Source organism: Larkinella harenae (assembly GCF_054780515.1).
On record NZ_BAAGWE010000013.1, the window covers coordinates 23,368 to 48,134 of the forward strand.

Genomic DNA, 24,767 nt, shown 5'->3' on the forward strand with positions numbered 1-24,767 from the left:
TTACCCCAGGTAATTGGGTGGGAATACGTGCTGACCGTGCTTTTCGGCAATGGCCTGTAATCTTTTCAGGGTGGCTTCATCCAATACCGGTGTAGGAAGAAACTGGCCGGCGGCAACGGGTTGGCCGATTTCCTCAAACAAGGCTTCCAGACCGGCTGGTACCACGGTGCAAAGCAATTGGGCTGTTTGCCCGGTCTTATTCTTGAAACCGTGTACCACGCCCCCTTTTGGAATGGTAATATAGGCTCCTTTGGCCGCTACATAAGTGCCAAATTCAGATTTCACCTCGATTTCCCCTTCGATTACATAAAAGGTTTCGTCAAAATCCGCGTGGGCGTGTGGTCCAGGTCCACCGCCCGGCGGAATGAGCATATCAATGGTAGCAAAAGCTCCTCCAGTTTCTTTTCCGCTGACCAGGATTCGGTAGGTACTCCCCCCAACGGAAACGCTTTTTCCCGCTTCGGCATCCACTGTGATCGGTTGTTTTTTGTGATTTTCCATGATGATTGATGTAAGGATACCACAAAGCTCGGCCGGATCCGGGATAAAAAATACGCCGATAGGACCATAAATCAGTCCGATCCGACAAACTATCCTTCAAGTAAGTTCAGCAAACTGGCCAGGTCATGACCTGGCTGGATCGAAGCTGTCGGATTCGACTATTTTTCCGGCTTTTTGCGCTATTTACAGTTCATTAGAAGGCCCAACTTTGCAGTGTACCAATCAAAACACACGGTCATGAAAAAAGTAATGTATACCCAATACGGCGATGAAAGCGTGCTGGAAATAGTTGAGCAAGCGGTACCCCCTATTCAAAACGATCAACTGCTGATCCGGGTAAAAGCGGTTTCTATGAACCCCCTGGATTGGAAGGTGTACGGGGGAGACATGAAATTGATGGCGGGTGCTACGTTTCCTAAATCGGTGGGCATTGACTTTTCAGGGGTTGTCGAACAAATCGGCAGTGCCATTACCCGCTTTACTACCGGTGATGCGGTCATTGGGTTACTAGACGTATTTAAAGGCGGAGCGCTGGCCGATTATGTGGTCGTTAAGGAGACCGACATTGCCCCAAAACCAGCCACGATCTCATTCGAGCAGGCCGCAGCCTTGCCTGTAACCGGCCTGTCGGCCCTTCTGATCATACATCAACTGGCCGCTGTCGACGAAAATCAGGACGTATTGATTAACGGAGCGACCGGCGGAATTGGCATCTTTGCCGTGCAAATTGCTAAAAAACGCGGTGCCCGGGTAACGGCGGTTGTCAGTACAAAAGGGGTGGCGGAGGCCACAAAATGGGGGGCGGATACCGTAATCGATTACACCAGCCAATCGATCAAGCGACTCAATCAACGGTTTGACGCGGTTATCGACCTCTCCACCCAACTTTCTTTTAGCGAGGCAAAGAGCCTGATGAAAGAGAAAGCCGTCTTTGTCAGTACACTACCTTCCCCATTGGCGCTTATTTCCGCCTTTCTGAACAATCTCTTTTCCGGGCAAAAACGGAAGATCCTGATTCTAAAACCGACTGTTGAAGGGCTTGCTACGTTGTCGAAGCTCGCTCAGGACGACCTGAAGATTGTGCTGGATAAGACCTACTCCTTCATGAACGTCCGGGAAGCTTACCGCGAAGCCCGTCGGAGCACCCGGCTTGGCAAATCAGTAATTGTACTGGACTGAGGGAAGGCGGATCGCTATCCAAAGGCTTCAGACCCATCAGCAAGGAAACCATTACCGCATCTCCTTAGGAGTCTTTGGGCCTCTTTTTTACGTGAATGGGTACCCTGAATCTGCTTCTCCCCAAGCTGGTGCAAAAGCCCGTCCGTGCAGGTTCTGATGGCTCTTTTACTTGACAACCTCACTCACCAAAATGACCGGAGTGATCGTGGTGTAATTCGGGAAATCGGCCCGAATAGCATCTCGGTTTGGTCCGATAGCCGCCTGATAGTCGCTTAAGCTTTTTACATAAAAGGTACCAATAGCCATAAAAGGCAGCGGTTGATTAGGGATTCCACTGGCCAGCCCTTTTTCAATGGTATATTTAACCAAATTCGATCCTAAGAACCCGGCTACCATTGGCATATGCTTGGTTTCATAGTACTCCATATTAAACGTTTTACCATCGGCATAAGGATACATGATGGATACTTTAATGAGGCCTTTTCCAACACCAGTCGTGTTGTTCTCTGTTGCTTTACGAGATTGCTTTTCCTGACTAAACGCAGCAACACTGGTGATTAAAAGGAGTAGCGATGCAATCAGTTTACATTTCATAATTGATTTAATTAAGTGATAAACTACGAGTCAAGTTGAAACCTTGCTCCGCAAATATCTCACGAGGGTCTATATTTGCAAAACGCTATTTTTCGATGAAATCAATCGAAAAAACCGATTTGGAAAGATGGAATTAAGACAACTCAAGTATTTTCTAAAAGCTAAAGAGCTATTAAATTTTACGGAAGCTGCCAGGGTGCTGAATATTAGCCAAAGCACGCTATCCCAGCAAATTAAGCAATTGGAAGAGGAGTTAAGTATTCCTTTGTTTAACCGTATCGGAAAACGAATTACACTTACTGAAGCGGGTGACTTGTTCGGTGAGTACGCTTTGCAGAGCTTAAACAGAGCGAATGAAGGATTGTTGCTATTGCAGGATTTGAAAAATCTAAATACGGGAAAAATTACCATCGGTGTGATTTACTCCATGCGAATTCCTTTTGCCAAAACATTGATTCAGTTTGCAACACAGTATCCAGCTATTAAAATCCAAGTTGTATTTGGCACCACCAAAGACCTGCTCGAAAAACTTAATTTGCATCAATTTGACTTTGTATTAACGTTTCATGAGAAACCAAAAGAATCACACCTGAAATACCAGCCTCTTTTAAACTCAAACATGGTATTGGTAACGGCTAAAAAATCATCGTTGGCAAAAAGAAGCCACATATCACTTGATGAAGTAGCCAAACTACCATTGGCCTTACCTTTCAGTGGACACAGCAGAATCCAGTTTTTTGAGGAAGTATTCAGTCAAAAAAAGCTGGACCCGAACATTTGTATGGAAATAAATGACATACCGACTTTATTTGAAATTGTAAAAACGGGCCATTGGCATACCATCTTGAGTAATACCAGTATAAACGACCCTGGTGTGGTGGCTATTCCCATTGAAGGAAAAAACATGAGACGAACGATTATGATTATTTCACTCCGGGATGCCTATGAGAAGAAAGCCGTGAAAAAATTCTATGAAATGCTGATTACAAAGTAATGGTTCAGCGCATTGTATTTTGTCCTGTTTTGACCGCCAGTACAAGGAGAGGTAGCCAAAAGCTCCGGCGTTGACCAGGTCGAATGTCAAGTGACGATGCAGCACCATCAACCGTTGTTTTTAATTGTTTCGTATGGAATGAATTGTTCTCAGGTATTCCTGTACGGTCTTGCATAAACTGGCTCATACGGAAGTTAAGGAGCGGTAATGGGTCAAGTTTAAAATCGGCGGAATGTCTCCTCGATCTTATTCTACCGGATGAAGGAGATTCGAATAAGCCGCCTGGGCACGAGCCAGGGAGGTACAGTAGCGATCCAGCGAACGCTGGTGGTGCTGAAGCAGCCTTTTTTTAGACGGACTTGCTGCCAACCCTTTTTGGGTGGTTTTTATTAATTGCTGCATCTGCTGGATTAACGCCCGAAAGTGTTCCACTTGCTGCAGTCGCAAGGTCAGTAAGCGTATAAACCAGTCAAACGAGGCTTCGGACTGGAGTTGGGGACGAGGCAGGGAATGCTTCAAAAGGGTCTCCCATTCCGATTGCAGTTGTTGAAGGTTAGCCGACCAGCTTTGTCCATCAAATACTTCTACGGGAAGTTGCGTGCAAATGCCTTGTTCAATGACCAGCGCCCGGATGGGTAGATTGCCCTGTCGAACCAGCTTGTTGAGGAACTCAAAAGCCATTTCCAGATCGTTGACCTGACCCAAAAAATCGCGCGATTGCTGTTGATTGTCCAGGCTAGTAATGGCCAGGAAGATGGGATGGTTCATGTACTCTACTTACTTGCGTCTATTGTCACTAGCTATATACGATTACCAGCCAAAAAGGTTTCCCCCTTATTAAATTATTGATCACGGGGGCTTTACCGGGGCCTAAACAGGTTTGAGGGAATTTGAATTGAGGTTTGGTTTTAATCGGTGTTGCGTTTTACTTTTCACCACCGCGACGCCCCGCTCAGGAGTTTACTTTGCTTGGCTAGCCCGGCACTGCTTACCTATTCAACACCTGGTTAACGCATCATAAAACCCGCTAGGCTGAGATAGCCCTTTATCAAGAGGGCTATCTTTACGCAAACCGTCACGCGGTTTAAAGTCGGTAGCAGCGGTAGCATTTTTGTTACTGACGGGGCATTCGGTAACGCAGGAATCCAACGATGAGGTAAATTCACCTTATAGTTCGACTCTTTCCGTTGATTGGGCTTTCATCACCTCCTCATCGCTTTCTGCTGGTGCCCTTCTCACTCCTTTTTCAATCAGCATTTGACCAATCTGCCGAGCCAGGTGAATCGATGCTTCTATTTCGGCTTTTCGGATGGCCACACTCTCAATATTAAATCCAAAAGGAATGGCGCGTTCGACGCAGTAACTAGTCAACTCGGAAGCAATGCCAAAGCATATCTGCACCGATTTTTGGAGAATATCCTCCGACTTTTTCAACTCATCTTTTAATTCCTCCGGTACGTGAATTCCTAACCACTCCATAAAATGCAGGGTTTTCGTCGATCCGCAGGCTGTAATCGTAAAAATGAGCGTCGGTGGGTTGATCTGCTGCTGACGGCAACGGCGGGCCAGGTCGTCAATGACCTGCTTGGCGTAGTCCAGATTAAACACGCATTGTGAAATAAAATACGAGACTCCACAGGTCATCTTATCCACGATCCGTCCATCTTCATCGCTCAGCACATGATGTCTTTCGGGGATGGTTACGGCCCCAATCACGGAGGTGTCCTGGTGTTTGCGCCATAGCCGGTAGGCTTCCGGCAAGCTTGTTTTGACGGGGAAATCCGGGGCCGGTACACCGACGAAAACGGGATAAAAACGTTGCTGATGCAACTCCTCCAGCCAATTGGACAGTTCTACCGCCGAAAACTTTCCGGCCGGCCGGTAAATTATTTTCGGAATGGTTAACGGACGCAGGTAGCCAGCGGCAAAATCCAGGGGGTCCAGCGCGTTGATAAATGGAAATGGCCTTTCTTCCGGAGTCCGGGCGGATTCATCCTGGACATCATACACGACCAGGGCGTCGATATCCAGGGTCGATAAACGCTCCATGGTTTTTTGGGCAATTTCGGCAACGCGCTCAGGCGGAGTCTCGGCTTTGGGTGGCGTGATGCCGTACAGCAGCACGCCTGATTCTCCAGATTTAATTTTTTCCAGAAACATACAAGTACATGAACGGGCCTGAAAGCCCTGCTCAGTTGGTTTTAAACGTATTACAGATGCAATGGGTGCGACCATCGCCTGGCTCTTCACTTGTTTCGTTCCACCACAACGGTTTCTCTTCAGGCCTGAAAAGAACGCCATCCATCAGCCCAACAACCAGAACCGGTATAGCTACGAATAAATGGGGGTATTGCAACCGCCGTACCGATTCGCTCGATAAAGACCCCAAAGGTCGATTTATCACCAACCAATGCCGGTTTTTATTGACCGTGCCGCCCGACGTTCCCAAGGATGTTCAGCGGCTTGACCGTAAAGAGTATACAGCGTAAATCTATCAACATTTAGTGAATATCCATTCTCCACCTACGGCCGAGTATTCCCAGTCGGCGCAGGCCAGGTCCTGCCTGCTTTTTTCACCTGGGCAATATACGCCAAATACGCTTTGAACGCTGACTAATCGGATGGAGTGCTGCAATCGTCTAATGTAAGGAAGTGGTCTTTCGATCTACCGGGGCCACGGAATCAACCGGGCATCAGACCGGGCCTGCCAGAATGTCGTACCCATACACCGTTTAGAGAGCTCGTTTGGCTTTTAGTCCAACATCACTATTACCAGTGATTAGTTGAGTGAGTCATCCAAGGTGCCCCAAATGAGTGAAATAACCAAAACGTAGTCAGGTGACAATGTTACCCATAGTCAAACGATGGAAAGATCAGTTGGGTCAGGTTTCTGCACCCTGCAGTATAGTTTGAAAAACCTGAGCGTCCTGCCACATATGCACATTGTTAAAAAATACATACGAGAGGGTTTCATCAGGAATCAACTCCGCTAATTCCGTCAGTTCCTGAACTTCATACTGGTAGCGCCAGCTATGACGGCCGTGTAACCGAAAATAACAGTTTTCCGGGGTCATGGTACGCATTACGAAAGGATCGACGACATGCCATAAGTGAAGATCGTCACAAAGCTCTTTCACCAATTGGGGTGCCCAGCTACCACGGGGTTCCCAGCAAAGATTCAAGTGCGACCGTTCGATTCGGGTAAAGAAATGGACTAGATTGGCAATATTTTCCCGGGTTGGACGAAAACTGGCCGGACATTGAAAAAGAATGGTTTTGGCTTTCAATGCCTGCGCACAGGCTAAGGTCATCTGCCAGGCCTGCTCCACCAAATCCGTCGGTTTGAACGAACCCACCAGCTGGCGTTCCGACTCGGATAGTTCCCGTTTCAATCGTTTGTAGGTAGGGCTTCGGGCTTCGTGGGTAATCAATTGCCAGGCTTTGACTGTAAATTCGAAGTGAGCCGGTACCTGATCCCGCCAACTCGCCAGGGTTGCAATCCGGGGCGGCTGGTAAAAGGTTTGTTGCACCTCTACACTGGAAAGGAATTGCGCGTATTTCTGTTTGGGGCGACCAAAGCCGCAGGTTCCAATGTGTACGGTTTTTGCCATAAAGGTTTCGAAAAAGCATACCCGTTGCCTTCACCATCGTTCTTTCGCGTTTGCGGACAGGCGTTCTGGATGTAGAAAACCGCTCCGCTTTCCGCGGCTCGCGCGGCCCGGCAGTGCCCTAGAAAGTTTCCATCCTGTTGTAAACACCACTAGTAGGTGGTTGTTCTACCGATACGCAGATCGTATGCTGAATGACTCAAACGGGAGGGCCAGGGTCCGCCATGCCGAACCGACGAAAGCCGATCGCTAGGCGGGCAAATACACGCTGAAGGTAGCTCCTTCTCCCGGCCTACTATGCGCCGTGATGCCTCCGCCATGATCCTCAACGACCCGTTGGCAAATGGCCAGGCCTACGCCTGTTCCCGGAAATTCATTTTTACCATGGAGTCGTTGAAAGACCTGGAAAATACGATCCAGGTACTTGGGGTCAAAGCCAATTCCCTGATCGCTCACGTTTATCTGGTGATAAACCGAAGCAGTCATACGAAGGTGAACGGGTAATTCGTCGCCCGGCCTTTGGCAATAGGTGACCTGCACTTGGGGCACTTGACCGGCTGGGGTGAACTTGATGGCATTGCTCAGCAAGTTCTGAAACAGTTGGCTCAACTGCCGGGCATCGCCCGTCACAGCCGGGATGGAATCAACCTGAATGCGGGCTTTACGCTGCTCGATCTCTAGCGAAAGGGTCTCCAGCACACTTCCCACCAGCGCATCGAGCGACAGCAGCTCGAATCGTTGCTGCTGAATCGAAATGCGGGAGTAGCTCAGCAGGTCCTGAATTAGGGTGGACATGCGGGCACTGGATTTTTGGATTCGGTCCAGATAATCGCTGGTGATCGGATCGAGTTGGTCGCCCAGATGCTGACGGACCAAAGCGCTAAACGAATGTATTTTGCGCAATGGCTCCTGTAAGTCATGGCTGGCCACGTAAGCAAACTGCTGTAAATTGTCATTGGAGCGCTTCAGATCGTGATTGGCCTGAAGTAGTTCCCGGGTACGAACATTAACGCGTTCTTCTAATTCACTGGCCAAGGTCCGGTAGCGAGCTTCACTGGCCGCTAAGGCCATTTCGGCTTGCTTGCGGTCGGTAATATCCACCGAGACGGCCAGTAGCTGCGTAACGTCCCCGGCGGGGTTGCGTACCGCAGAAACGCTATTGTGTACCCAAACGAGCGAACCGTCTTTGCGAACGTAGCGCTTTTCGATTTCGAAGGGTTCCCCCTGTTCAACCAGCCGGTGAAATAGCTTCAGGTTACGGGCCAGGTCATCAGGATGGGTAAATTCATGCATCCTGTGGCCCAACAAATCGCCGGGTTCGTACCCTAATAACTGGCAATATTGCTTATTGACAAAAGTAAAGGTCCCGTCAGGGTCTGTTCGGACAATCCCCGCGGTGGTCTGGTTAATGATTGCGCTGAGTTGTCCTTGCGATTCACGCAGGGCAGCTTCCGAACGAGCTTGTTCTACATAGGCCCAGGTACGCTCGGCGGTATCCTGAGCCAAAGCCACTTCATCAGCGGTAAAGGGATGAGCCTGCTGGTAATGCACAAACAGGATGGCCACTAAATGGCCTTGCTTGACCAACGGCACGTTAAGGCTAGCCCCGAGCTGGAGTTGGGCATGCGCCCGTTTTTCGGCCTCCGTCAGCGTGGAATCATTCGCAATGTCGGGGCGAATCACGGTTTGGCCCTGTTGCATACTCCGCAACAGGGCCGGCCCGTAGTCCTGGTAACGATAAATTCCTTCAATGGCCGGCACTCCCTGGGTAAAGTTGCGCGTTACAGCCACCAACTCGGTATCAGCCTGGGCCTCGGCATAACCCACCCGGTTCGCTCCCAGAAAGTGACCCAGCACGCTGGCCGCTTCATTGAGAATGATATCTGGATCAACCAAAGACCGCAAGGTGTCGCTCATCAGGAGCAGAAACGCGTTCCGCTGCTCCCGTTGACGCAGGGCTTCCAACGCGCTGGTGGGTTCGTCCGCGGGTAGCTCAGACTGTTTAACACCACCAGTACTGGCATCCCGAGGAGAAAAATCGCTGACTGATGTACGATTGTTAGCCATAATGGGGCTACTGAGGATAATTCTTTCTTACCTAACAAAGTTAAGAAAGCGGGCTTATACTACCCCTACCTAAGATGGGAAGAATTAGCGCTAGCTCAACACCGATTCATCCGATCTCGAAAAATAAGGGCTGATTCGGCGCGTGAAATGAGCTTTATCCGGTTGCCAGGTTGCCTTACCTTCAGATACGGTTTTTCCGAATCCTTCCACAGGAAACCCTTCCTCGACCGCGGTCCCCGGATTTCTGAAAAATAAAAGCTGAAACGTAAAACGGATACAAACAGGTAGAATTTGTTCTATTTCCGGTCCGCTCAAAGTCGGATTCTTGCAAAAAGAATTCACTTTCGATGAACCAACTGTACACAGTAAGACCTGCCGCATCGGCTCAAAAATACCTAAAGCTGAAAGCGGTCGTTTTCCTTTTCTCGATTGCGCTGATAACGGGATCAACGCCGATGCGGCTTGTGGCGCAAACACCCGCCCCAGCAACGCCTGTTGCACCGGTATATCCACGAATGGCTGGTTACCTGGGCGTCTTACACCCACTGATTACCTGGAATGAAACGGGCCGGGAAACCAATTTTGACCGCTATTATGCAGTGGGATTTCCCATTGGCTTGAATCTATGGAAAACCAAACAACTTGGTTTTAGCGTGGAAGTCGTCCCGACAGTCCGCGCCGAAAAGGGAACCAGCCGGGTCGCTAATGTGCTATTTCATCCCGGCGTATTAGTCAATTTGGGGCATGACTTTACACTGGCCACCCGATTGGCCTTTGAAACATCAGGCCGGTATGGCTTTACGCCCGTACTCAACAAAATCGTCCGCAAAGGACCCACCAACAGCTATTTTGTGGCCATTCCGCTGCCGGTTCGTTTTGGCAACGAGCATGCCGCATCTGTGACCCTGGGTTTTCAATTTGGCATTGTCTTTTAAACCCTGAAAAAGATGGAATTAGCGGGCGCTCGGTAACGATAAAGTACACTTCTCTATCCTTCTTGAAGAAAAGGCATTTGATCGGAGGGGGTAAAAACCGTACCTTTGTTTTGATGGGTAGCCCCTTGGGCCGCCTACTTTCAGGAGGACGACCTCCCCCATAGTGGGAACCAATCCGGGACGGCCCGACCTATAGACGGTCAATGTCATGTCTTGGATCTATTTGGTAGTAGCGGGCCTGCTGGAAATTGTTTGGGCCTCCTTCATGAAGCAATCGGCGGGTTTCACCAGGTTAATTCCCTCTCTCATTACTGTTGTTGCGATGATCGCCAGCTTTGCCCTGCTGGCCCTATCCATGCGTACCCTTCCTTTAGGCACGGCTTATACGGTCTGGACCGGCATTGGTGCTGTAGGAGCCTTTTTGGTGGGGGTATTTATTTTTAGCGAACCGATTAATGCGGCTCGTCTAATTGCAGCTTTGCTCATCATAGCGGGGCTTTTGCTGATGAAATTTTCCTCAAAATAAAAGGACCCATGATCTACCCAATAACGATTCGAAAGGCAGACCGGCGTGATCCGTCCACGGTGCAGCAGATCGGGCGAGAAACGTTCGTTGAGACGTTTGCCGAAGCGAATACCGAAGCGAACATGCAAATATACCTGGAGAAAAACTTCAGTGATGCGAAAGTCTCGGCAGCGCTTAACCAGCCCGATTCGCAACTCTTCATTGCCTGGGAAGGTCAAACGCCCATCGGTTATCTAAAAGTTAACACAGGACGGGCTCAGACGGAGCCGCAGGGCGAGGATGCCCTTGAGATTGAGCGCATTTATGTCAAGAAAGCCTACCACGGTAAAAAAGTAGGGCAACTACTTTATGAGCAGGCTCTGGCTGTTGCCCGCCAGCAGCACAAAACATACATCTGGCTCGGCGTCTGGGAAAAGAACCCAAAGGCAATTCGTTTCTACGAGAAGAATGGATTTATCCCCTTCGACAAACACATCTTCCAATTCGGCGATGACGCCCAAACCGACGTATTGATGAAGAAGGAACTGGTTTAGGGGCATTCCGGTGTCGCATCTCGCCCATTAGTTAGCCTAGAAATCCTTTTGAGCATTCTGTTGGGGAAGCACCGCCTTCCGGGGGATGGCTACGTGCTGCCGGTAACGGTGGGTCTTGATTGATTCGAATCAACACGTCGAGCATCGGCGGCTCAGGCATGGATTCTTTCGGCCCGGAATGGTAGGGTAACTCGTCCTTAATTCAAGGATGGAGAAAAGCATTTTGGACCTGGCGAGAAAGCGGCTATGGTGTAAAGCACCCAGGCTAATGCTTAACTCATTGATCCTAAGCCGCTAACCGCGCCGAATAGGCATGAAGAGGATACCCCCGACGCCGGCTCAGATCAGGATCGGTCGCTAGACTATCGTGGAACCGGCACAGGGCCAGCAGGCCACCCAGACGGGTTAGGTTGTCCAGTAGCAGTTTGAAGGCCCGTTCCCGAGCATACTCTAGCGTCAGCGGACCCACTGCTGCCACATCGAACCGACTGATCACCTGACCATTGGCCACAATCTTGGCCGCTACCACACTGGAGCTAGGGCGGTCTTCTTCGGCCGTAAAAAGAATAAACTGGTTATCGGCGCCTTTCAGATCAGACTGCGCTAACAGCTGATCGACGCGTTGTTGGGCACTGAGTGGGTTCATGGCTGTGGATGTGGTTCAAACGCTCTCTTCTACTTTCTTTTCTAAATGGCCTGCCGGTGTTGCTCGCTCGGTACGGCTCCCACCCGCCACCCATCCCGGCGTGGGCGGGCAAGCAGATCAAGAGAAATATTGCTTACAACCCGCCCGGAGGGTAGGTTGTTCGAACGGTTGGCAAGGCCAGGGTATGAACAGGCAGGAAAGCCATTTTTTAGGCTAAGATTTCCCAACGGGCCAAGCCAGGAAAGTGGTGCACGAGCGGCACAGAAAAACCATTTGAGAAAATGCTGGGCGCAAAGGGCAAAAAATCAAAAACGCGCACCGGGTTTCGTTTTGCGCTGTCGTAGCCTTGTTCAGGCTCAGGCTGGTTGGTTGATCGTTTCATTTCGTTTGGTACTTTTATACGCTGAAACAAAGTGCGCGACCGGCTGTTTTTGATAGGTGAAGGATATAATTATGACTGGTGATCAACGCCCCCCTATTTTTTCAAATACCCTTAACCAACGGCTCGACGTTGATTTTGCGCTTCAGGCCTCAGGCCTGGGCCTTTGGGAACTAGACCCGGAGACCCACCGTGTGATTTGGGATGACCGCTGTCGGCAGCTTTTTGGAATTGAGAATGATACCTTCCTGTCGTATGATCAAGCGATTCAATACATTCATCCCGACGATGTAGACCGGGTTGATCAAGCCGTTCAGCGGGCGGTAAATGCCACCTCAGATGGCCATTACGATCAGACCTACCGAACCATCGGTGCCCATGATGGCCAACTGCGAACGGTGCGTTTTCAGGGGAAGGCCTACTTTTCTGCCACCGGGAAGCTGGACCGCTTCGCAGGCATAGCGCAGGATCTTACCAGTCAACAGGTTGATCCGCTGGAAGAAAGTCTTCTTAACGTTTCACCATCCCCTCCATTTCAACGAATTCCTCAGGCCGACCCGGATTGGTTAACCACAATATTTGAACAGGCTCCCGTCGCGATTGCACTGCTGCAGGGGGAAGATTACCGGCTCAAAATGGCCAATACGGGCATGTATGAAATCTGGCAACTTCCGAAATCACATCCATCCGTGCTGGGGCAACCGGTTTTTAAGGCCTTTCCCGGTATTGCCAATTTAGGCCTGGAGGAACTATTAGCCGAAGTACGCCAAACGGGCCAACCCATTAAAGGCCATAAAGTTCCCGCTCAGTTCGAACGGGATGGCGGTTTACAGACTGCTTACATTAATTTCATTTATGCCCCTATTTACACTCCTGACGGAACCATTGACATTGTCGTCGTCGCTTCAGATGTGACGGAGCTAGCCCTGGCTCAACAGCAAACGGAAGAGAACGAAATAAACCTCCGGGCTTTATCGGACGAACTGACAACCATGAATGACCATTTGAGCAGCAGCAACGAAGAGTACGCAGCTGTCAATGAAAAACTAGAAGAAGCCAATGGCTTGCTCCTGCGTTCGAACAACAACCTTCAAACGTTTGCCTATGTAGCCTCCCATGATCTGCAAGAGCCCCTGCGCAAAATTCAGTCCTTTGGTGATGTACTCAAGGACCAATATGGATCCGAGCTGGGTGCGGGTGCCGATCTTTTGGAGCGGATGCAGGCTGCCGCCAACCGTATGTCTGTCCTGATCAAAGACCTGCTCAGTTTTTCGCGTATTTCCACGCAGCAAAACACGAGTGGACTCATTTCGCTGGAGTCGATTGTCGATCAGGTTTTGGGCACTCTGGAGCTAACCATTCAGGAAACAGGGGCTCAGGTAATCGTTAAGTCCTTGCCAACAGTTATGGGTGATACGTTGCAATTAGGGCAGTTGTTTCAAAATCTATTGTCGAATGCCTTGAAGTTTCGCCGGCCGGCCGTAACGCCCCACCTTCTTATCCAGTCGACGACTCTACCTTTCACCTCCTTACCCGACTCAGTGAAGCCCAGCCGCACGGCCCACACCTATCATTGCATTGAGGTGGTGGATAATGGCATTGGTTTCGACGAAAAGTATGCCGACCGTATTTTTCAGGTATTTCAACGCCTGCACGGACGGAATGAATTTGCCGGTTCAGGTATTGGCTTATCCATTTGTGAGAAAGTAGTGGCCAATCACGGGGGGGCAATCACAGCCCGCAGTAAACCGGGGCAGGGCGCCACCTTCACAGTCTATTTGCCCGCTTAAAGCCCTGCTTCAAAACCGATCAGGCAGAACCACTTTTATACAATCCTACTTAAACCGGCCTGTAAGCAGGAAGGTCCAGCCGTCACAATCACCGGCGTCCACATCGAGCGACTACAACTTGGACCCTCGCCTGGTTTCGGCAGGTCAAACGAATCCAAGCAATAGGCCGTTGAAAACAGCCCTGATTCGGGCTTATTAATTAACCGAAGAACTAACGGTTATTTGTTCCGGCAAAAACCGTTGAATTCCCGCCAACAGGACTTGTTCGGTGAACGGCTTCCCGATGAAAAGATCGGGTAAGGCTTCGCGGACGCCCTGCCGGGTAATGAGCTGCTCAGCGGCTGACATCAGAATAATTGGGGGGCGTTGGGGGGATGAAGCCAATAAGCGCAGTACATCCATACCACTCAGGCGGGGCATGAGTAAATCCAGCAGCACCAGGTCCGGGCGCAGGTCTGGGGAGTTAATCCATTTCAGCGCATCGACCCCATCATTGGCCGTGAATACGTGGTAACCCGCTTTGGTTAGTTGAAGCGTAATAAGCATACGCCAGATGGCTTTATCATCGGCAATGAGAATGCGCGGCTTGCGGTTCATGGAGAATGCTGCCACAGGGACAGCCAGGTAGTTTAATACACGTTTACGTTCGAATGGCCATCCTGTCACCAACTTAGCAGGTCCGGGATGAACGAAACTAAGGTGTATTTGAGCGAATGAATACCCGGATTAAAACTAGTGTTTTGAACGATTCAGTCAAACGAATCCAGACAACCTACTCCCAATTTGGCAATAAAGTGAGAGTTCGGTCAAAAGTTTGCCTGAATGGGCTAGGTTACCGTCAAAAAACCGATACTTTTGGAAAGCAGAGAAAGTTAGAAAGAATACATACACAGCAAAAAGACAAAACCCCGGTGATACCGGGGTTTTGCTTTTCCCATTGGCGTTGGTTTGAATCTTTATTATTCCTGTGCATCAAAGCGATTGGGATGCAGGCAGTTGGACCAGTAGGCAACAATAGCCTCAAGTTGGCTCCTGATTTCCTGAATGGTACTCTTTTTCTCAAAAAAGCCCTGAATGGTTAAATCATAAGCTTCTTCCACCAATTTTCGGTGAACCGGGTGGGTAAAGAAGATAAACGGAATGGAACGCTTGCGCAGGACCGAATCTTGCTCGATCTGACGACGGATATCCAGACCGCTGGTTGTGTGCAGGGATACTTCCGAGATGATTAAAAAGGGACGATCTTCGGTGGTACGTAAATACTCAATTGCTTTTTCACCCTGTGTAAAAACGATGACCGGACTGTGGGGAGCAATCTCCTGAAGGATTGGAGCTAATAATTCATAATCGTCTTCGTCATCATCGATAAAAACAATCGGACCATTTATTTCCATACTGACTTTCGGGTAGGTTTTCGTTTTTTACATCTAACTGGGTGTTTACCCAAATGTTTTATCGGTTTTTCACTTTTAGGGCGTGTTAAGTTTAACCGAATTCTAATTTCATTTTGTCGATTGTGGGGAATTTTCTTCCCACTCCAAAGGTTATACCGACTGCAACCTTCTCAACAATATCGCTAGAATTGCTGTGCTGAAAAACTCCTGTGTGTATGTGGTCGATGATGACGAAGATGATCAATTCTTACTTCAACAAGCTTTCGGGCAACATAGTCCAGGTTGTGAGTTGAAAATGCTCAGCAACGGCCAGCAGTTGCTGGATGCATTGGAGGACTCTACCCAGTTACCAGCCCTGGTGCTATTGGATTTGAACATGCCCTTTATGGGAGGGTTCGAAGCCTTAGCCCAGATTCGCGACATTCCAGCGTACGATTCACTGCCGGTCGTGATCCTGACTACCTCCAGCCAGCCCGACGATCGGCAACGGGCTCACCAACTGGGTGCCAATGGATTTGTAACCAAGCCCTTTCTGCTGCAGGAATATAGCCAGTTGATGATCTTGCTACGCCAAAAGTTTTTGGAATCCTAACGACCAACGTCGCTACCTGGCTGAGACACTCATTAACCATGGATGCGTGATGAGCTGACAAAAGCGATACATTCATCGTCACGATACGGTTACGAAACTTGCGCCACCGACTAGCCGACTTGTGCTATACAAACGAAAAGCTCGGTTGTGGCCGAGCTTTTCGTCGTTTTCAATAACGTTGAGTGAAGTGTGTAAGATCTATCGTTAGGCCGCCTGAGCAGCGAATTACTGGAGTTTGATTAACCGTCGGTATTATAATATACCTAAATAATGCCAAAAACGTCATTTATAATTAAACCACTAATAATCAAAGTATTACATGAAGTGCACTGAAAGATAGAAAGTGCGTATTGGTGATTTCTTACCCCAACTTGTACCGACTTTCTACACACTTCTGCCGCAAAGATTGATGCAGTTAGGGGGGGTGTTTCTTGCGATTGACGAGGACCCGTTGATGAATGAAGGCTTTGGCCCACCAATGAGCCGAAAAAGGTAGTCGCAGGATCAGTCGAAACGAAGGTTCTCGTCATCCTCCTCCCGATCATGGACCAATACGAAGAAAACGAGCCCGGAAGTAGACAGTAGGCCAATTCCAGGGGAAATTGTGTCTGGCCTTACCTGTTAGCTAAACTCTCCTTTTGTGGTAGCCAGATCATTCCCCCATTGGGTGAGGGCTTCCAGAACGGGAACAAACGTTTTTCCCAAGCTCGTTAACGAGTAAATCACTTTAATGGGTGGCTTTTCGCCGACTACCTGCCTGGCTACCAAACCGTCCTTCTCCAATTGCTTTAACTGCAAACTCAGGGTCATTTCCGTAATGTCCGGCATTTCCTTCCGAAGTTCGTTATACCGCTTTTGCCCATCTTTCAGGTGGTAAAGGATAACCGCTTTCCACTTGCCGCCGACCAAATCCATGGCGAGACTTACCGTGCAGGGATACGATTTCCCATTTAGCCTTACCGCGTCACCTATGCATTCTTTTTTCATTTCAGTCGCTTTGTAAATACCTATCGCAATCGATAGGTATTTACAAAGCTAATAACTATCAATAGTTTTGCAACTATAATTATTATAGTCACCACTAAAGCGATAGAACCCATATGGCCCTTCTCATTTTAGCTCACCCATCCTTTGATCAATCACTAGCCAATAAAACCATTATTGACGAGGTCATAAAAAGTAAGCTTAGTATCGTCGTACGGAACCTAACTAGCTTGTACCCATCTTACGCCATTGATAGCAAAGCCGAACAAGCGGCCTTACTGGACCACGAAACGATTGTTTTTCAATATCCTTTTTACTGGTATAACATGCCCGCAATCCTTAAGCATTGGTTTGATGTGGTTTTTGAGTACCAATTTGCGTATGGCTCTAAAGGCGACAAACTGAAGAACAAGAACTTTGTACCGAGTTTCACGGTAGGCGCTCCAGCAGACGAATACAAAACGCTCGGGGCCCATCATTTCCGAATACAGGAGTTTTGTAAAAACCTGGAGCAAACCGCCTATTATGCGCAGATGAATTACCTGGAGCCCATCTATTTTCACGGCACCTCTTTAGCAGCTGGCTATACCCAGCAGGATGTGGAGCGAAAAGCAAGAGAGCATGCGCAACGGCTAATCGCCCAACTCGAAACGTTACCCTAATTGGTAATTTTCTATACCTTCCCAAACCGTTGTGATTTTGACCGCAGCCTCCCCGCCGAAACGGTGATTGAGATCAGTACCCGTTATTTTGCTCAATCTGGAAAATGGGGGCAAGAGCCGTCTAGAACCCATTCAGTCTTCGAAAGGAAGACGGCGTGTGGCCTGCCATTTTTTTAAAATATTTCACAAAATGCGAAGCATCGGAAAAGCCGAGCTGCTCCGCCACTTCTGTAACATTCAGATCCGTATGCAGCAGATAGCGCTTGCTTTCCAGTAGAATCTGTTCACCAATGAGATCGCTGGCTGATTTTCCGTGGACCCGCCGACAAATTGTGTTTAAGTGCTGGGGCGTCACGCCCAATGTGTTCGCGTAATGAAAAACGCGGTGTTCCAGAGGACTAGGTTGCCGCAGGAGCTGGATAAACCGTCGAAATAGTAGTTCCCCGGTTTTAGGGGCTTCGAAGGCCTGTTGATCGATCTCCAGCAGACGAGCCAGTAGTAGTTGCATCAATGCCCGCAAAACGACCATTTGATGCGGAGAGGAAGCTTGATACGCTTTGTCCAAGGCCAGAAGCTGTTCGGTAACCGGGGAGGGATCGGGCAAGTAAATTTCCCGTTTTTGCTCGAGTTGCTGGACCAATAAATACAAATCGGTGCTGTGCATGGGATCGATAAAGTCCCTTCGAAACATGATTACAAATCCTTTCGGAACCGCCGTTAATTGCCAGCAGTGCACTTGCCCGGGCGAGAGAAAAAAAGCCATGGGCGGTTTGATCGGCAGCAATTTGGTATCTACCCAATGAAATCCTGCCCCATCCAGCAAGATAATTAATTCAAAATAACCATCGTGCTTGTGGGGATGGGTTCGCTTGATGACCTCTTTGAAGCGCGATAATTTGAATATATGTTCGTTTTCCAGCTTATTCTTTACCCCGAAGCCATTTGACGCTGTTGTAGTCATGAATTGATAAAAAGTGATTATCAGGTCTAGCGTTGTTTCAAAAATACCAAAATAGGCAAAATCTGACCACCGGGATCTGGGTTGGACAAAATACTTTTGTGGCCTACCCGTTTTCGCGGCTACCTACTTGTAATGACGATCCGATTTGCCTTCCTGATCATACTTTTCGGCCTGGGCCGTGGAACTTTTGGACAGACAGAACTCCGGGGACTACTGGTCGATGGAGCAACAACCAAACCCATTCCCTTTGCCAGCGTGGTCCTTTACCGGCCCTCGGATTCAGTCGCCGTAACGGGCAGTCTAACGGATTCAATGGGCGTTTTTCATCTGATCCAGGTGCCACCTGGCTCCTATCAGCTCAAAACCTTTTTCATCGGCTACAAACCGACTCTCGTTCCGGTCACCCTCAGCCGTAACCAGTCGCTCAACCTGGGAACATTGCTTGTGGAGCCCACTAAAAACCAGTTAACCGAGGTGGTGGTGACGGGGCAAAAGGCCGACGTACGCGTCAAAGCCGACCGGCAGACTTACCGGGCAGCCCAATTCGGCTCGGCGGTGGGCGGAACGGCAACTGATTTGTTGCGAAACTTGCCGGGTATTAGCGTCAATGCCGAGGGGGAAGTGACCCAGCGGGGAGCCAACGGTTTTCTGGTGCTTCTAAATGGAAAACCCGTCCAGGCCAATTTAGGCACCTTATTGAATCAACTACCCGCCAACACGGTGGAGTCGATCGATGTGATTACTACGCCCTCGGCCCGGTATGATCCGGACGGCAAGGCCGGCATCATCGCCATTACCACCCAACCCGGGGCCGATCTGGGCTGGTCCGCACTGGTCAATGCCCAGGGCGGCCTGCCCAGTTTGAATGACTTTACCAATGCCCGGCCCCCAATTCGCTACAGCGCGGATGCTTCGCTCGGTTACCGCACTGCTCGCTGGGACTGGACCTTCAGCACGGCCTACCTGCGCAGCGACCTAGCCGGCCGACGGGAAGGCGACGTCTATACGGTTCGCGGCAATCGAATGACCCGTTTTCCCAGCGTTGGCGAGCGAAGCTTCGACCGGTATACCGTGACCAACCGGCTGGCGGTGAGCTTTACGCCTGACAAAGCCAATACCTGGTCGGCCGGTTTGTATTATGGGCGTCGGACGGAAGACCGGATCGCGGATCTGGTGTATCATAACCGGACGACTGACCGGCAAACCGGTGCATTGATTGGACAGATTGATTACTTCAACGCGAACTTGGTCCGCAAGCGCGGGCAGTTTTTTACGGCCTATCTGGATCACTCCCATACCTTCGTCAACAAAGCAACCCTCAGCGCTGGGGTCCTATACGAGTATGATTACCTGGACGGTTTCACCCGCAACCTCAATGCCCGACAAACCGACAGCCGCGATACCCTGCAATATACTTTTACCACCACGGATCGACCGATCAAGAACCTGCGGGCAACAGTTGATGCCTCCTGGCCCCTGGCCGGTGGTCGGCTCGAAGCCGGCTACCAGTACCGCCTGCAACACGACCAGGGCGCTTATCGGTATATCAATCAGGATGGCCCGGGTGCCCCGCAGCTGGTGATTGGTGACTTTACCGGTCAGGCCCGTATCACGAATCAAATTCACAGCCTGTATAGTCAGTTTAGCCGCAAATCCCGTACTTGGGAATATACGGCGGGGCTGCGGTTTGAACCATCCCGTCGGCAGGTCACTATCCGCCCCCAGGAGCAGTCCTATACCTTGCTGCTTACCAACCTGTTCCCTTCGCTGAACCTCGTCTACCGGCCCAAGGATGCTTGGCAATTTCGGCTGAGCTACAGCCGCCGTGTACAACGGACGAGCAACCTGGCGCTCAATCCGCTGCCCGAGCGGGAACACTCGGAAACGCTCGAACAGGGCGACCCGGCTTTGCGACCCGAATTCGTCGACCTGAGTGAGTTGAGCGCCACACGGACTCTGGGCGGCAGTACCTGGCAGGCTACGCTTTATCACCAAAACACCCAGCATGTGATCAACCGGGTTAACAAGGTTTATGCCGATACGATTCTGAATCGAATTTATACGAACGCGGGCCGGGCCCAACGGCTGGGGCTGGAACTAAGCGCGAACCTGGCCATCACAAAAGGCTGGAAACTGTACGTAGGCGGAACCGTTTACCGGTCGACGATCGGCGGGCAGTTGTTTGGGCAGTCCGTGGTGTTTAGCAACCAGGCCTGGACGTACTCCATCAATGCCAATACCAGCCTGCAACCCTGGCCCACCTGGGTCATTCAAGCTAACCTGAACTACCTCTCCCAACGAATTACTGCGCAGGGAGAAGACTCCCGCTTTTTCGTACCGAATTTGTCCATCCGGAAGAGTTTCATTCAGAACCGCCTTACAGCCATGGTGCAATGGCAACAGATTGGGCTGGGCTGGCTCCCCAGTAACGAGCAGCGAATCACCACCCGGGGAGCCGATTTTTACACGACCACTAATTACATCCAGGAACGGGACGTGGTACTGCTCACGATCAGTTATTCATTCCGCCAACGTACCAAGGCCACAAAACTACCCGCCAGTGAGTTTGGGGAGAACGAATTTTGAAGGATTCATGTAAACAAACAGCCATCAGAATTTAATTTCTATAAATCGATTTAAGATAATCCAGCCCAAGCAATCAATCTGATAAGGGTTAGTGTTCCGTTTGAGCGAGTTCGACAAGGGCCTGATCCTGATATACATTGAGTTTACCTCTTGAAGCCAAAAGCTTCGTCCAAGCACCGCACTAATGGTTCGGCCCGGGCAGGGTTGTACCCATCTTCCTTTGTTCACATCGCGCTAATACTACTGATTCGGCACACCGAATCAGTTAACAAGCTGGCTTCCGTAGTGATCATTTTGGCACACGTAAAAGGCGTTTCGTGAAAAACTTACGGACAGGTTCATCATATTGTTTTAAGCATCCATAAGCCAGAATGACTGAACCAATCACAAGCGCCAAAGCACCGGGCAAAGATTGTTCGAAGGTGAGGTTTTCATTTTTAACCCAGGCATAATAAAGATAAATAAAGGGGTAATGGACCATATACAAGGGATAAGAAATGTCCCCTAAAAATTTGCAAATCCGGGTCGTGGTTTGGTCCCTTTCTTTTCCGGATGCGCCCAAAAACACAAGCAGCGGAAAGATAACAGCCACACAGAACGTGTCGTATATACCGTTCAGCCATAGCTGGTCGCTACCACCGATTCGGGGTATGGCGGATACCGTAACGATAGCCAGGCTACCGATCCAAAAAGACCCCTTTACAGAGACGGGTTTGAACGCGCGAGACAGCAGCAATCCGGCCGAAAATGAAAATAACAGCCGCAAAGCACCGCCGAGTATATTGTCTCCCGTCAGCGAAAATCCAACGCATAGATCGCCGTAGGGTCCCCAAATCGCAAAGGCAGCAAGTCCACAGCCGGTTAGGAACACGAATACCGAAAGAGCGGTGGTTGGAAGCTTTCGGATAAAGAAAGCATAGAGGAAAGTACCAATGTATTCAAAAAATAAAGACCAGGTAGGGCCATTGAGCGGGAACATTTCACCCACGCCCCGAATTTCAAAACCAGGCGTAGCCGGAATCAGACAGGCATTTATCAGGGTAGCTACCCATAGCCTCGTCACCGATACGGTTGAAACATCCCAAGCAGCGCACCCTTGAAAGTAAAACACGGCCGCTCCGATAAGAGCTCCAATCACTACCATAGGATGGAGGCGAATCAATCGACGTTTGACAAAATCGTTGATGGTCATCGTATCCCACCGATCATCGTACGCGTAGCCGACCACGAACCCAGACAGGATAAAAAAGAAATCAACTGCCAAATAACCGTGATTGATTTTTTGGTCTAAATGACTGGTTGCAAAGGCTTCAAATACGTGAAAACATACAACGGTTAATGCCGCCACGCCCCGTAATCCATCCAGGATGAGGTAATGCGGTTTTGTATCTGCAAAGGCGGCAGAGGTGTTGTTTTTTGACATTGACAGTAAAGTTACAAAATCGAGTGCTGGAGCTCGCCTGGAAAGGGTTGCCCAGGCGGTTAGCTATAATCCGAACACCAACCATTCGTACCGCCCGCCTGGCCCCTTCTCTGAGTCCTTGTTCAGCAGGTGCATCCCTACGTGCACCGTTGCTTCGGATCCAATTCCAAAAATAGCAATAACCGAGTGCCAAGATGGCCCTCAGGGTCTTTTGTTACCAATGGCCTCTTTTTAACTACAGCTGGCAGGACCTCCGCCTTAGTACGCCGACCCTATCTTCCTCGCAATCCGGTTGCTTTTTAGTGGATGGGTCGCAGCGATGCGCTTGTAAGTTAAGGAACGGATTGCACTTTTTGTACCTTCGGACTTTTATAACAGCCCCAACACGCCTATACTGATTAGCGCCCCCTTCACCTGAAGCCGGGAAGCCCGCAGAATCATTGGTTTACCAGGCTGAAGAAAGACACAATCCCATTAAGCTGACCACGATGACGAACGAATTAAGGCCGTTTTGGAATAGATACTTTTCACTCAACTGGCAACTCGGTCTTTTTTTACTTCTTATCATTTGTGTCCCCCGGTTTATACTTGTCTTGAAGGCAAATTCAACGGGTAATTACAGTTTAATCGGGGTGATCATGGTTTTTTCCGCCATTTGCCCGTTTGTATTCCTGTCCCGGTCTGGACGTCAAAAAGCGGGACTCGCGAAACCCAGGCGGTATGGCGGACTTTTAGTAGCGTTTCTGGCAGGCCTTATTTTCAGTATACTCCTGTACTATGCAGGCCATATCCTATATGGGAATACCGATGAAAATTGGTATACGTACATTGGAAGGTCCTACAAAATACCAGAACGAATCGAACCGCCCGCTAAGACAATCCTGTTTGCCGTTGTGGCAGGAACCAGTATGCTGTTTAGTCCGGTCGGTGAAGAGTTGTTTTTTAGAGGAATTGTCCACGCAAGCTTTGCCAACTCAATAGGGGATAAAAAAGCATCCCTTGTCGATAGTTCCGCATTTGCCATCACCCATCTATCCCACTTTGGCCTTGTGTTTGTCGATAACCAATGGCGTTTCTTTCCCCTACCCGCTTTCGCCTGGGTACTGAGCATGTTTCTGGTAAGCAGGCTGTTCTTTTTTTGTAAAACGTATTCAGGTTCGATTGCCGGGGCCATCTGCTGTCATTCGGCCTTTAATTTGGGAATGACGTACTGTATTTTTTACTGGTTATGACTGCTTGTTGCTCATTGCCTTTTCGGTATGGGTTGGAGCTTACGCAGGTTAGGGGTATACAGCAGGTTGGAGCTCTAACAACGCAGAAAACCCTGAACTAGGGTCATGATCTTTTCGAATGCCGCTACCAGGATGGTGTTTAACAATGGAATATGGCAAAGTGGCCCCGGTGAAGCGATTAGCTGTTTCACCGGGACCACCTTCCGCTTAGCTCCTTGCAAATTTTTCTAGCTCGGCGTTGAATTTATCCATTTCCTCCAAAAACAGCGCGTGCCCGCTGTTTTCAAATTTAACCAGGTAAGAGCCCTTGATGCTCTGATGCAGTTGTTGTGCCTGAGCGAAATCACATAATTTGTCGTTTACACCGTGGAAAATCGCGACGGGCATGTTGATCTTACCCAGTTGGGGACGCAGGTCAAGGTCGCGCAACGCAGCAATGGATTGCGTCGTCGCGTACGGTGATGCGTCAAGGTTGATGCTTTCAAGCCATTTGATAGACTCCTGAGATAATCCCCCTTCCCGGCCAGCAAATCCTTTTCCGAAACCGGCCACCAAGGCTTGCCGGTTCGTTTTTGTCTGTTGAATCAGCGAGGCCGCATCCTGGTCAGATACACCATACGGATAGCCGTCCCGTTTTTTCCACGATGGACCCGATGCGCCAAACAACGCCAGCTTGCTAATGTGCGCACCGTTATACTTTGTCACATAGTGGATCGTTACGGCACTTCCCATGGAAAAGCCCCCCAGTACGGCCTTCTCGATTTTCAGTTTTTCCAACACCACCTTGATATCGTCGGAGAAGGTGTCGAAATCGTATTTTCCGTAAGGCCTGTCGGATTTACCAAAACCGCGAAGGGATATTCCAATTACCCGGAATCCTTTTTCAACCAGGTACTGGTATTGGTATTCATACATGGCATTGTTTAAGGGCCAACCGTGGATGAGTACAATCGGCTGTCCTTCTCCCAGGTCGACGACGTGCAGTTTAACGTTTTTTTCTACTTCAATGTACTCCTCTCGTCCAGCCGATGCCGGTTTGCGGGTCTGGGCGTGTCCAACTTGACTTTGGAAGAAGGTCAGGATAAATCCGATGGTCAGTGCAATCGTTTTCATGTGAATAGCAAGTTTAGTTTAAACGATGTTTAGTTAGCTACGTGTGCTTGAATTTGATAATGCAAAGT

Annotated in this window: 26 protein-coding genes; 11 read left to right on the forward strand and 15 right to left on the reverse strand. The window is 49.5% G+C overall.

Annotated features, from left to right (window positions below):
- Nucleotides 1-501, reverse strand: a complete 501-nt coding sequence (locus ACYVH9_RS29070; RefSeq protein ID WP_460639961.1) for a cupin domain-containing protein — start codon at nt 499-501, stop codon at nt 1-3.
- Between the two features lie 237 nt (nt 502-738).
- Between ACYVH9_RS29070 and ACYVH9_RS29075 the strand changes: the two genes are divergently transcribed.
- Entirely contained in the window at nt 739-1,680 is a 942-nt protein-coding gene (locus ACYVH9_RS29075) for an NAD(P)-dependent alcohol dehydrogenase (protein ID WP_460639962.1), read from the forward strand.
- Nucleotides 1,681-1,845: 165 nt separating this feature from the next.
- On the opposite strand, the gene ACYVH9_RS29080 is transcribed toward ACYVH9_RS29075, so the two are convergent.
- On the reverse strand, nt 1,846-2,274 hold the full coding sequence (locus ACYVH9_RS29080) for an EthD family reductase (protein WP_460639963.1): 429 nt from the start codon (nt 2,272-2,274) through the stop codon (nt 1,846-1,848).
- Between the two features lie 127 nt (nt 2,275-2,401).
- Between ACYVH9_RS29080 and ACYVH9_RS29085 the strand changes: the two genes are divergently transcribed.
- A complete protein-coding gene (locus ACYVH9_RS29085; protein ID WP_460639964.1) occupies nt 2,402-3,268 on the forward strand; it encodes a LysR family transcriptional regulator in 867 nt (288 codons plus the stop codon).
- Between the two features lie 246 nt (nt 3,269-3,514).
- Here the strand turns inward: ACYVH9_RS29085 and ACYVH9_RS29090 are convergent, their stop codons facing one another.
- On the reverse strand, nt 3,515-4,036 hold the full coding sequence (locus ACYVH9_RS29090; RefSeq protein ID WP_460639965.1) for a hypothetical protein: 522 nt from the start codon (nt 4,034-4,036) through the stop codon (nt 3,515-3,517).
- Nucleotides 4,037-4,435: 399 nt separating this feature from the next.
- Nucleotides 4,436-5,428, reverse strand: coding sequence for a methylenetetrahydrofolate reductase (locus tag ACYVH9_RS29095; protein ID WP_460639966.1), 993 nt, complete (start codon nt 5,426-5,428; stop codon nt 4,436-4,438).
- A gap of 56 nt (nt 5,429-5,484) precedes the next feature.
- Between ACYVH9_RS29095 and ACYVH9_RS29100 the strand changes: the two genes are divergently transcribed.
- A complete protein-coding gene (locus ACYVH9_RS29100) occupies nt 5,485-5,757 on the forward strand; it encodes a hypothetical protein (RefSeq protein ID WP_460639967.1) in 273 nt (90 codons plus the stop codon).
- Between the two features lie 393 nt (nt 5,758-6,150).
- On the opposite strand, the gene ACYVH9_RS29105 is transcribed toward ACYVH9_RS29100, so the two are convergent.
- From ACYVH9_RS29105 to ACYVH9_RS29115, 3 genes are all read right to left on the reverse strand, one after another.
- Nucleotides 6,151-6,879, reverse strand: a complete 729-nt coding sequence (locus ACYVH9_RS29105; protein WP_460639968.1) for a DUF72 domain-containing protein — start codon at nt 6,877-6,879, stop codon at nt 6,151-6,153.
- Between the two features lie 246 nt (nt 6,880-7,125).
- Nucleotides 7,126-8,943 (reverse strand): sensor histidine kinase, encoded by a 1,818-nt coding sequence (locus ACYVH9_RS29110; RefSeq protein WP_460639969.1) that lies wholly within the window; start codon nt 8,941-8,943, stop codon nt 7,126-7,128.
- A gap of 90 nt (nt 8,944-9,033) precedes the next feature.
- Nucleotides 9,034-9,444, reverse strand: coding sequence for a hypothetical protein (locus ACYVH9_RS29115; RefSeq protein WP_460639970.1), 411 nt, complete (start codon nt 9,442-9,444; stop codon nt 9,034-9,036).
- 14 nt (nt 9,445-9,458) lie between these two features.
- Between ACYVH9_RS29115 and ACYVH9_RS29120 the strand changes: the two genes are divergently transcribed.
- From ACYVH9_RS29120 to ACYVH9_RS29130, 3 genes are all read left to right on the forward strand, one after another.
- Nucleotides 9,459-9,878, forward strand: a complete 420-nt coding sequence (locus ACYVH9_RS29120; protein WP_460639971.1) for a hypothetical protein — start codon at nt 9,459-9,461, stop codon at nt 9,876-9,878.
- A gap of 208 nt (nt 9,879-10,086) precedes the next feature.
- A complete protein-coding gene (locus tag ACYVH9_RS29125; RefSeq protein ID WP_460639972.1) occupies nt 10,087-10,404 on the forward strand; it encodes a DMT family transporter in 318 nt (105 codons plus the stop codon).
- 8 nt (nt 10,405-10,412) lie between these two features.
- Nucleotides 10,413-10,937, forward strand: coding sequence for a GNAT family N-acetyltransferase (locus ACYVH9_RS29130; protein WP_460639973.1), 525 nt, complete (start codon nt 10,413-10,415; stop codon nt 10,935-10,937).
- A gap of 286 nt (nt 10,938-11,223) precedes the next feature.
- Here ACYVH9_RS29130 and ACYVH9_RS29135 read toward each other — a convergent pair whose 3' ends face one another.
- Entirely contained in the window at nt 11,224-11,583 is a 360-nt protein-coding gene (locus ACYVH9_RS29135; RefSeq protein ID WP_460639974.1) for a hypothetical protein, read from the reverse strand.
- A gap of 208 nt (nt 11,584-11,791) precedes the next feature.
- Nucleotides 11,792-11,965 (reverse strand): hypothetical protein, encoded by a 174-nt coding sequence (locus ACYVH9_RS29140; protein ID WP_460639975.1) that lies wholly within the window; start codon nt 11,963-11,965, stop codon nt 11,792-11,794.
- A 71-nt stretch (nt 11,966-12,036) separates the two neighbouring features.
- Between ACYVH9_RS29140 and ACYVH9_RS29145 the strand changes: the two genes are divergently transcribed.
- Nucleotides 12,037-13,752 carry a PAS domain-containing sensor histidine kinase gene (locus ACYVH9_RS29145; protein WP_460639976.1) on the forward strand — a complete coding sequence of 572 codons (1,716 nt, stop codon included), beginning with the start codon at nt 12,037-12,039 and terminating at the stop codon, nt 13,750-13,752.
- Nucleotides 13,753-13,947: 195 nt separating this feature from the next.
- Here ACYVH9_RS29145 and ACYVH9_RS29150 read toward each other — a convergent pair whose 3' ends face one another.
- Together ACYVH9_RS29150 and ACYVH9_RS29155 are read right to left on the reverse strand one after the other, a co-directional pair.
- On the reverse strand, nt 13,948-14,349 hold the full coding sequence (locus ACYVH9_RS29150; RefSeq protein ID WP_460639977.1) for a response regulator: 402 nt from the start codon (nt 14,347-14,349) through the stop codon (nt 13,948-13,950).
- A 362-nt stretch (nt 14,350-14,711) separates the two neighbouring features.
- Nucleotides 14,712-15,146 (reverse strand): response regulator, encoded by a 435-nt coding sequence (locus ACYVH9_RS29155; RefSeq protein ID WP_460639978.1) that lies wholly within the window; start codon nt 15,144-15,146, stop codon nt 14,712-14,714.
- Nucleotides 15,147-15,339: 193 nt separating this feature from the next.
- Between ACYVH9_RS29155 and ACYVH9_RS29160 the strand changes: the two genes are divergently transcribed.
- On the forward strand, nt 15,340-15,738 hold the full coding sequence (locus ACYVH9_RS29160) for a response regulator (protein ID WP_460639979.1): 399 nt from the start codon (nt 15,340-15,342) through the stop codon (nt 15,736-15,738).
- A 621-nt stretch (nt 15,739-16,359) separates the two neighbouring features.
- On the opposite strand, the gene ACYVH9_RS29165 is transcribed toward ACYVH9_RS29160, so the two are convergent.
- Nucleotides 16,360-16,725 (reverse strand): winged helix-turn-helix transcriptional regulator, encoded by a 366-nt coding sequence (locus ACYVH9_RS29165; RefSeq protein WP_460639980.1) that lies wholly within the window; start codon nt 16,723-16,725, stop codon nt 16,360-16,362.
- Between the two features lie 113 nt (nt 16,726-16,838).
- Between ACYVH9_RS29165 and ACYVH9_RS29170 the strand changes: the two genes are divergently transcribed.
- The gene (locus ACYVH9_RS29170) at nt 16,839-17,384 is read left to right on the forward strand and encodes an NAD(P)H-dependent oxidoreductase (protein ID WP_460639981.1); all 546 of its coding nucleotides are present in this window, start codon (nt 16,839-16,841) and stop codon (nt 17,382-17,384) included.
- A 121-nt stretch (nt 17,385-17,505) separates the two neighbouring features.
- Here the strand turns inward: ACYVH9_RS29170 and ACYVH9_RS29175 are convergent, their stop codons facing one another.
- Complete coding sequence (locus ACYVH9_RS29175; protein ID WP_460639982.1) at nt 17,506-18,345, reverse strand: AraC family transcriptional regulator; 840 nt, start codon at nt 18,343-18,345, stop codon at nt 17,506-17,508.
- A gap of 132 nt (nt 18,346-18,477) precedes the next feature.
- Between ACYVH9_RS29175 and ACYVH9_RS29180 the strand changes: the two genes are divergently transcribed.
- The gene (locus ACYVH9_RS29180) at nt 18,478-20,931 is read left to right on the forward strand and encodes a TonB-dependent receptor (RefSeq protein ID WP_460639983.1); all 2,454 of its coding nucleotides are present in this window, start codon (nt 18,478-18,480) and stop codon (nt 20,929-20,931) included.
- A gap of 289 nt (nt 20,932-21,220) precedes the next feature.
- Here ACYVH9_RS29180 and ACYVH9_RS29185 read toward each other — a convergent pair whose 3' ends face one another.
- Entirely contained in the window at nt 21,221-22,354 is a 1,134-nt protein-coding gene (locus ACYVH9_RS29185) for an acyltransferase family protein (protein WP_460639984.1), read from the reverse strand.
- Nucleotides 22,355-22,842: 488 nt separating this feature from the next.
- Between ACYVH9_RS29185 and ACYVH9_RS29190 the strand changes: the two genes are divergently transcribed.
- Nucleotides 22,843-23,586 (forward strand): lysostaphin resistance A-like protein, encoded by a 744-nt coding sequence (locus tag ACYVH9_RS29190; RefSeq protein ID WP_460639985.1) that lies wholly within the window; start codon nt 22,843-22,845, stop codon nt 23,584-23,586.
- Nucleotides 23,587-23,793: 207 nt separating this feature from the next.
- Here ACYVH9_RS29190 and ACYVH9_RS29195 read toward each other — a convergent pair whose 3' ends face one another.
- A complete protein-coding gene (locus ACYVH9_RS29195; protein WP_460639986.1) occupies nt 23,794-24,699 on the reverse strand; it encodes an alpha/beta fold hydrolase in 906 nt (301 codons plus the stop codon).
- Nucleotides 24,700-24,767 lie beyond the last annotated feature (68 nt).

Excerpts from the sequence above, each read along its gene's own strand:
- ACYVH9_RS29155 (WP_460639978.1), bottom strand. The coding sequence starts at position 15,146 with ATGGAAATAAATGGTCCGATTGTTTTTATCGATGATGACGAAGACGAT.
- ACYVH9_RS29180 (WP_460639983.1), top strand. The coding sequence starts at position 18,478 with ATGACGATCCGATTTGCCTTCCTGATCATACTTTTCGGCCTGGGCCGT.
- ACYVH9_RS29165 (WP_460639980.1), bottom strand. The coding sequence starts at position 16,725 with ATGAAAAAAGAATGCATAGGTGACGCGGTAAGGCTAAATGGGAAATCG.
- ACYVH9_RS29170 (WP_460639981.1), top strand. The coding sequence starts at position 16,839 with ATGGCCCTTCTCATTTTAGCTCACCCATCCTTTGATCAATCACTAGCC.
- ACYVH9_RS29090 (WP_460639965.1), bottom strand. The coding sequence starts at position 4,036 with ATGAACCATCCCATCTTCCTGGCCATTACTAGCCTGGACAATCAACAG.
- ACYVH9_RS29175 (WP_460639982.1), bottom strand. The coding sequence starts at position 18,345 with ATGACTACAACAGCGTCAAATGGCTTCGGGGTAAAGAATAAGCTGGAA.
- ACYVH9_RS29085 (WP_460639964.1), top strand. The coding sequence starts at position 2,402 with ATGGAATTAAGACAACTCAAGTATTTTCTAAAAGCTAAAGAGCTATTA.
- ACYVH9_RS29190 (WP_460639985.1), top strand. The coding sequence starts at position 22,843 with ATGACGAACGAATTAAGGCCGTTTTGGAATAGATACTTTTCACTCAAC.
- ACYVH9_RS29150 (WP_460639977.1), bottom strand. The coding sequence starts at position 14,349 with ATGAACCGCAAGCCGCGCATTCTCATTGCCGATGATAAAGCCATCTGG.
- ACYVH9_RS29145 (WP_460639976.1), top strand. The coding sequence starts at position 12,037 with ATGACTGGTGATCAACGCCCCCCTATTTTTTCAAATACCCTTAACCAA.
- ACYVH9_RS29185 (WP_460639984.1), bottom strand. The coding sequence starts at position 22,354 with ATGTCAAAAAACAACACCTCTGCCGCCTTTGCAGATACAAAACCGCAT.
- ACYVH9_RS29195 (WP_460639986.1), bottom strand. The coding sequence starts at position 24,699 with ATGAAAACGATTGCACTGACCATCGGATTTATCCTGACCTTCTTCCAA.
- ACYVH9_RS29100 (WP_460639967.1), top strand. The coding sequence starts at position 5,485 with ATGCAATGGGTGCGACCATCGCCTGGCTCTTCACTTGTTTCGTTCCAC.
- ACYVH9_RS29070 (WP_460639961.1), bottom strand. The coding sequence starts at position 501 with ATGGAAAATCACAAAAAACAACCGATCACAGTGGATGCCGAAGCGGGA.
- ACYVH9_RS29095 (WP_460639966.1), bottom strand. The coding sequence starts at position 5,428 with ATGTTTCTGGAAAAAATTAAATCTGGAGAATCAGGCGTGCTGCTGTAC.
- ACYVH9_RS29125 (WP_460639972.1), top strand. The coding sequence starts at position 10,087 with ATGTCTTGGATCTATTTGGTAGTAGCGGGCCTGCTGGAAATTGTTTGG.
- ACYVH9_RS29075 (WP_460639962.1), top strand. The coding sequence starts at position 739 with ATGAAAAAAGTAATGTATACCCAATACGGCGATGAAAGCGTGCTGGAA.
- ACYVH9_RS29120 (WP_460639971.1), top strand. The coding sequence starts at position 9,459 with ATGGCTGGTTACCTGGGCGTCTTACACCCACTGATTACCTGGAATGAA.
- ACYVH9_RS29080 (WP_460639963.1), bottom strand. The coding sequence starts at position 2,274 with ATGAAATGTAAACTGATTGCATCGCTACTCCTTTTAATCACCAGTGTT.
- ACYVH9_RS29135 (WP_460639974.1), bottom strand. The coding sequence starts at position 11,583 with ATGAACCCACTCAGTGCCCAACAACGCGTCGATCAGCTGTTAGCGCAG.
- ACYVH9_RS29110 (WP_460639969.1), bottom strand. The coding sequence starts at position 8,943 with ATGGCTAACAATCGTACATCAGTCAGCGATTTTTCTCCTCGGGATGCC.
- ACYVH9_RS29105 (WP_460639968.1), bottom strand. The coding sequence starts at position 6,879 with ATGGCAAAAACCGTACACATTGGAACCTGCGGCTTTGGTCGCCCCAAA.
- ACYVH9_RS29130 (WP_460639973.1), top strand. The coding sequence starts at position 10,413 with ATGATCTACCCAATAACGATTCGAAAGGCAGACCGGCGTGATCCGTCC.
- ACYVH9_RS29140 (WP_460639975.1), bottom strand. The coding sequence starts at position 11,965 with ATGAAACGATCAACCAACCAGCCTGAGCCTGAACAAGGCTACGACAGC.